Annotated in this window: 5 protein-coding genes; all 5 read left to right on the forward strand. The window is 76.2% G+C overall.

Annotated features, from left to right (window positions below; all coding sequences use genetic code 11):
- The first annotated feature begins 389 nt into the window (after positions 1–389).
- Complete coding sequence (locus ACP95_RS15330) at positions 390–1,481, forward strand: type II secretion system F family protein (RefSeq protein WP_049980991.1); 1,092 nt, start codon at positions 390–392, stop codon at positions 1,479–1,481.
- Between the two features lie 39 nt (positions 1,482–1,520).
- Complete coding sequence (locus ACP95_RS09595; RefSeq protein WP_049980992.1) at positions 1,521–1,985, forward strand: DUF7283 family protein; 465 nt, start codon at positions 1,521–1,523, stop codon at positions 1,983–1,985.
- The gene (locus ACP95_RS09600; RefSeq protein ID WP_049980993.1) at positions 1,954–2,361 is read left to right on the forward strand and encodes a DUF7285 family protein; all 408 of its coding nucleotides are present in this window, start codon (positions 1,954–1,956) and stop codon (positions 2,359–2,361) included. Before ACP95_RS09595 ends, ACP95_RS09600 begins: the two co-directional genes overlap by 32 nt.
- Positions 2,358–3,206, forward strand: coding sequence for a DUF7284 family protein (locus tag ACP95_RS09605; RefSeq protein ID WP_049980994.1), 849 nt, complete (start codon positions 2,358–2,360; stop codon positions 3,204–3,206). The genes ACP95_RS09600 and ACP95_RS09605 overlap by 4 nt, the downstream gene beginning before the upstream one ends.
- The coding region (locus ACP95_RS09610) for a DUF7286 family protein (protein WP_154018501.1) at positions 3,203–6,000 on the forward strand (2,798 nt) is incomplete at its 3' end. The genes ACP95_RS09605 and ACP95_RS09610, both read left to right, overlap by 4 nt.

A 6,000-nucleotide genomic window follows, 5' to 3' on the forward strand; every position in this document is an offset into this window, starting at 1 on the left:
CTCCGCTCCCGTCGCCGCCGCCGACCTCTCGCGGACGCGCGCCGTCGGCGACGCCCCCGCGCTGTTCGGGCGGCTGACGCTCCGACTCCGGGTCGAGCCGAGCCTGGAGCGGGCCGTGGCGTTCGCTGCCCGGTCGGGTGAGGGAGATCTCGCGCAGTCGCTCGCGGCGCACGCGAGCCGTGCGCGGGGCTCCCCGGACTCGGGGCTGTCGTCGTTCGCCGCCGAGTGGGGGGAGCAGGACCCCTGGATCGAGCGGGCGAGCGCGCTCGTCCTCGACGCCGCCGACGCCCCGGCCGACGCGCGCGAGCGGGGAGTCGAGCGCGCGCTGGCCGCCGCTCGCTCGGGCGTCGAGGAGCGCGCGGCGTCGTTCGCCGGCGAGATTCGGGCGCGTGACGGGGCTGTACGCGTTCGGTGTGCTGCTCCCGCTCGCGCTCGTCGGCGTGCTCCCCGCCGCACGGCTCGCGGGCGTGAACGTCGGCATCGTCGCCCTCTCGGCGCTGTACAACCTGCTGCTCCCGGTCGGTCTGCTCGGGGCGAGCGGGTGGCTGCTCGCCGAGCGACCCGTCTCGTTCCCGCCGCCGCGGATCGGGCCCTCCCACCCGGAGGTTCCGGACCGCCGCCGGAGCGCCGCCCTGCTCGGCGTGCTCGCCGGCGGTGTCACGGGGTTCGGAGCTGCGCTCCTGCTCCCCTGGGCGGTCCCGATCGTCGCCGTCGGCGCCGGGGGCGGCGCCGCGCTGCTGCGGCTGTTCGCCCCCGTCCGGGAGCTCCGCCGGGAGGTCCGGGAGATCGAGTCCGGGCTCCCGGACGCGCTCGCGCTCGTCGGGCGCCGCGTCGACGACGGCGTCGCCGTCGAACGGGCGCTGGAGGCGGCCGCCGCCGAGCTCACTGGCGAGACCGGCGAGCTGCTCGATCGCGCGACGCGTCGGAGCAGCCAGCTCGGGCTGCCGGTCGGGGAGAGCTTCTTCGGCCGGTTCGGTGTGCTCCGGACCGTGCCGGGGTCGCGGCTCCGGGACGCGGGGCAGCTGTTCGCGCTCGCAGCCACGGAGGGGCCGCCGGCGGGCGACGCGCTGGTCGCCGCCGGGGATCACCTCCGGGAGCTCGCCCGGGTCGAGCGCGACGCGCGGCGTGAACTGGCGGCGATCACCGGCACGCTGTCGAACACCGCCGCGCTGTTCGGCCCGCTCGTCGGCGGCGTCTCGGTCGCGATGGTGGGCCGGATCCCGGCCGACGCCGCCGGCAGTCTTAACGGCGGCGCGGCGTCGACGGCGAGCGCAGCCAGCGCGGCGCCACTCGGTCCCGGCACGCTCGGCCCTGTCGTCGGCGTCTACGTGCTCCTGCTCGCCGCGATCCTGACCGGGCTGGCCACGGCGCTCGAGCGCGGGCTCGATCCGTCGCTATTGGGCTACCGGATCGGCCTCGCGCTCCCCACCGCGACGGCGGCGTACGTCGCGGCCCTCGTCGCCGCCGAGGCGGCACTCTGAGCCGAGAGTTCAAGTACGAAACCGGGACCACTCCGTGCCATGCTCGGACCTCCGACGGAGTCGCCCGCCCTGCACGCCGGACTCGTGGTGGCAGCCGTGGCGTTTCTCGCCGTCGCCGGAACGCTCCCGGCCCGCCCCGCGCCGGACGCGGCCGGGGTCGCGGACACGGTCGACGCGGTCGCGGCCGGCCCCGCGCCGGCGAGTGCGAGCCACGGCCACGGCGCCGACGCCGTTCGCCTCCGCCCGCACGGGATCGCGATGCGCAACGACGGCGGCACCGCGCGGGCGACGTTCGCGTTCGGCCCCGTCGTACCCGTCGCCGACGGGAAGCTCCGCACGGTTCTCGGGGAGGGGGAACCGAGTGCAGTGTTCGCCACCCGCGCGGCGTTCCGCGAGGCGGTGGAAGCGGCCAAACAACGCCGATCGAGCTGGGTCGCGTCCGACGAGATCACCGTCACGGGGGTGAGCTGGGATGGCTACCGCGTCACGCTCGTCGGCGCCTGATCGCGGCCAGGCGTCGCCGACGGCGGCGCTGGTCGCCGTCGCCGCGGTCGGCCTCGGCCTCTCGCTGTACGCGACCGTGTTCGCCGGGGTCGCCCCGGTCGCCGATCGGGAGGTCGCCGACCCGACGCTGTCGCGCGTGCACGACGCCGTGGCGCCGGCCGGCGTCGCCGCGGTCGAGCGGCTCGACGACGCCCGGGCGGCCGGACCGACCGGCTGGGCGGTCCGCGTCGAACTGCAGGTGGGAACACGACACTGGTCGGTCGGGGAGGCCCCGGCGCCGACGGCCGCGTTCCAGACGGCCGGTCGCCGCGTCCCGGTTCGGACCGCGCCCGGACAGGTTCGTCCGGGGCGGCTCAGGGTGGTGGTTCACCGGTGACGGCCGCCGCCCTCGACGCCTGTCTCTGCCTCCTGCTGATCAGCGCGGCCGCCGTCACCGTGACGACTGCCCCGGCCGCGCCGGCGGCGACGGACGCCGACCGGGCCGACGCCGTCGCGGAGACGCTGGCCGCGACGACCGCGTCGGTCCCGTACACGCTCGAGCCGGCACCCGGAGCGACGACCGACCCAGAGGCCAACCCCGAGTACGACCGCGTCGCCCACGGGACGCTGGCCTCGCTGCTGGCCGACGCCGCCGTCAGGACCGTCCGCGTCGACGGCGATCCGCTCACGCGAACCAACGCCGGGTTCGCCGCCGCGGTTCGCGAGGCCGTGGGCGAGCGACTCCCGTCGCGGACGAGAGTCGTCGTCAGCTGGCAGCCGTACCCCGACGCCCACATCGGTCGGACCTTCGCCGTGGGTGACGCGCCGCCGCAGTCCGCCGACGTGCACGCCGAGACGGTCCGTGCACCGAGCGGCGTCGACGCCGCCGAGGCCGGCGAAACCGCCGCCGAGGAGGGGTACGGAGGGGTCGCCCGCGCCTTGGCGGACTCGCTCGTCGACGGGATCCTGCCGCCCGAGAAGGGACGGCTGGCGCTGGCCGACGACGCACCGCTCGACGAACTGGTCCGGCACCGTTACCGGCGGGTGAGCGGTCGCTACGGCGTCGAAACCGGGAGCGCGATCGAGCGTGGCGACACCCGCGAGGCCAACCAGGAGATCGCAGCGGCGATGGCCGACCGAGTCGCGACGGAGCTCCGCCGAGGGACCGAAAGCCCGGAGGGAGCCGCCGAACTGCTCGCGCTGGACACCGTCGAAATCTCCGTCAGGACGTGGTCGCCGTGAGCTTGGCAGCCGACACTCGCGGCCGGGTGCCGTTCGCACTCGTGGGGGTGCTGCTGCTCCTCGGAGCCTCGGTGTACGCGACGGGGGTGGCCGACCGGACGGAGCCGTCGATCGACCGCCCCGCCACGGCGGCGATGGACGACGCGGTCGGTGACGCACGCCCGGCACTCGGTGACGCGATACGGGCGGCGGCCCGCGACGCGGCTCGCCAGCCCGTCACCGAGCCTGCGGATACGCCGGCGGGGCGGGCGCTCGACGACTCGCAGCCGTACGTCGACGCCCTGCGACTGCGCATCGCGCTCGCGGCGCGGGAATCGCTCGCCGGGCTCAGCCGGGAGCAGGGCGCCGTCGAGGCCCGCGTCGACCTCCCGCCGGTAGACGGCTCGACCGCCTCGCTCCGGCGGGCGAAGTCGGCCATCTCGGTCGTCCCCGTCGACGGCGGCGCGGCGATCCGGGTGACCGTTCGGAACCTCACCGTCCGGGCCGTCGAGGGTGGGGAGACCGTCGCCGAGCGCCGTCACGACCTCACGCTCACCGTCGAGACGCCGGTGCTGGAGCTCCACCAGCGGACTCGCGAGTACGAGCGGCGGCTGAACCGGGGCGCGCTGGCCGGACCGGGGCTCGCCCGCGGGCTGACGACGCGGCTGACGGCGATCGCGATGGCCCGCGGGAACGGCCGCTACGCCGGCGCGCCGATCCGGAACGTGCTCGCCAACCGCCACGTCGAACTGTCGACGAACGCCGCCCTGCTCGCCCAGCAGCGGGCGGTTTTCGGCCGCCACGACCCCGCCGGCGCCCGCGCGGTCGACGTCGCGACCGTCGAGGTCGGCGTGCTCGACGTCCTCGGCGGCCGCCACGGCGACGCCGCAGCCGCGACGGACGCGCTACTGGCCCCGAACGCGGTCGAGGGGGCGACGAGCGAACCCGCCTCCGGGGAGTTCGATCCCCAGCATCCGGGGACGGAGCCGATCACCGCCGATCCCGGAACGGCCGCCGACAGAGCGTATCTCGACGCGGTCGACGACACCTCGACCGCGGGGAGCTACCGCGTCCGGAGCAGGCTACGGGTCGCGGTGCTCACTCGCACGAGCGCGATGGCGCCGCGCCCGCGACTCGACAACTGGACGCTCGTCGATCGGGAGCACAGCGAGCGGACGGTCGTCACGACCGTCGGGAACTCGTCGCGGGCGGCGTCCGATCCCGTCGTCGATACGCTCCGGAAGGTGACGATACACCACACCGTCGAGCGCCGCTGGCGCCGCGACGGACGGACTCGAACGACGACCGCCGAGTGGACCGAAACAGCCCGGGTCGCGGTGCGCGTGACTGCGGCGTACGCGCCGGCCGACGCTGCGCCGGATCGCCCGACTGCACCGCTGTTCGAACGCGGCGGCGCGCTCGGGGGGCCGAACCTCGCCGGCGCCCGCGAGCGGGCGGCCGAGACGCTGCTCGCCGCGAACGGCGGCGTCGACAGCGTGGCCGTCCGTGCCGTCGCCGACGACGGCGACGCCGTCGTCCACGAACGAACGATCACCGCCGCACGACCGAGCGCGCTCGACGCCTGGATCGCCGCCGATCTCCGCGGGCTCCGGGCCGAGGTGGCGAACGTCACCGTCTCGGTGCCGCGCTTGGCGGTCGCGTCCGGCGACGCCAACGCCCCCGCGATGCTGGCCGAGACGCTCCGAGAGCGCCGCCGGGAGCTGCTCGACGCGCCGGCGACCTACGACGGCGCCGCCGACCGTGCGCGGGTCGCGGCACGCGCCGCCTACCTCGACCGCGTGCTCGCGGAGTTGGACGCGCGTGCGGCCGAAACCCGTGGCCGGAATCTCGACTACCGGGACGAGCTCGGCGATCGATCGACCGCGGGGCTCTCGAAACTCGTCGAGCTCGGTCGCGGCGGGGACAGCCCGTACGGCGGCATCGGGGGCGACCGACAGTCCGGGGCAGTCGGGGACGGCCTCGTCAACACGCCCGACGGCGGCCCCGCCTACCTCACGCTCGAGGCGGTCGAGCACGACCAGGCACCGAGCGTGCCGCCGGGGGAGACCGTCCACCCGCTGACGGCGCGGACGACGAATTGGGTCGCAGTGCCCTACGGCGACGCGGCCGACGGAGTCGTCGACGCGCTACTGGGCGGCGGCACGCGGACCGTGAGTCTCGAGCGGGCTGCAGCGACGTTGATCGCGGCGAACCGGACGGCTGGGGTCGACGATCCGGACGCGCGGTCGACGCAGCTAGCGACCGAGCGCGCGGAGTTGTCGGCGGCGGTGGGAGAGTCCGTCCGCCGCGCCGAGCGCGCCGTCTGCGACGCCGCGACGAACGGGACGGGGCTCCGGCGGTCGACCTGTCGCGCCGCGGTCGTCGACGCCCGGGATCGCTGGCCGACACTGGGCCGGCGGGGGCAGGCGATGACCAACGGGAGCTACGCGGCCGCCTTCGAGGGCGCGCTGACCGCACGGGGCGCCGACGCGGCGACCGCCGACGAGGCCGCGGTTCGCGTCGGCCTCCGGCTCCGCCAACTGAGCCGGGAGGAGGCGACGCGCGTCCCCGCGGCGACGACCAACGAGACCGCCTCGATCGTCCAGCAGGCCGCCCGGGAGACGGCCCGGAAGCAGGTCAGCGGCGCGCTCGAGAACGCCAGCGCGAAAGCGACTCGGCGGCTGACCGGCGCCTCGCGATTGCCGGCGGGGCTACCGGTCGCCCCGCCGCCGTACACGTGGATCGCGACGGTCAACGGCTGGAGCGTCACCGTCCGCGGCGAGTACCAGCGCTTCGCCGTCCGGGCGCGGGCGCC

It is taken from the genome of Halolamina rubra, from assembly GCF_000739555.1.
GTDB classification, from domain to species: Archaea; Halobacteriota; Halobacteria; order Halobacteriales; family Haloferacaceae; genus Halolamina; species Halolamina rubra.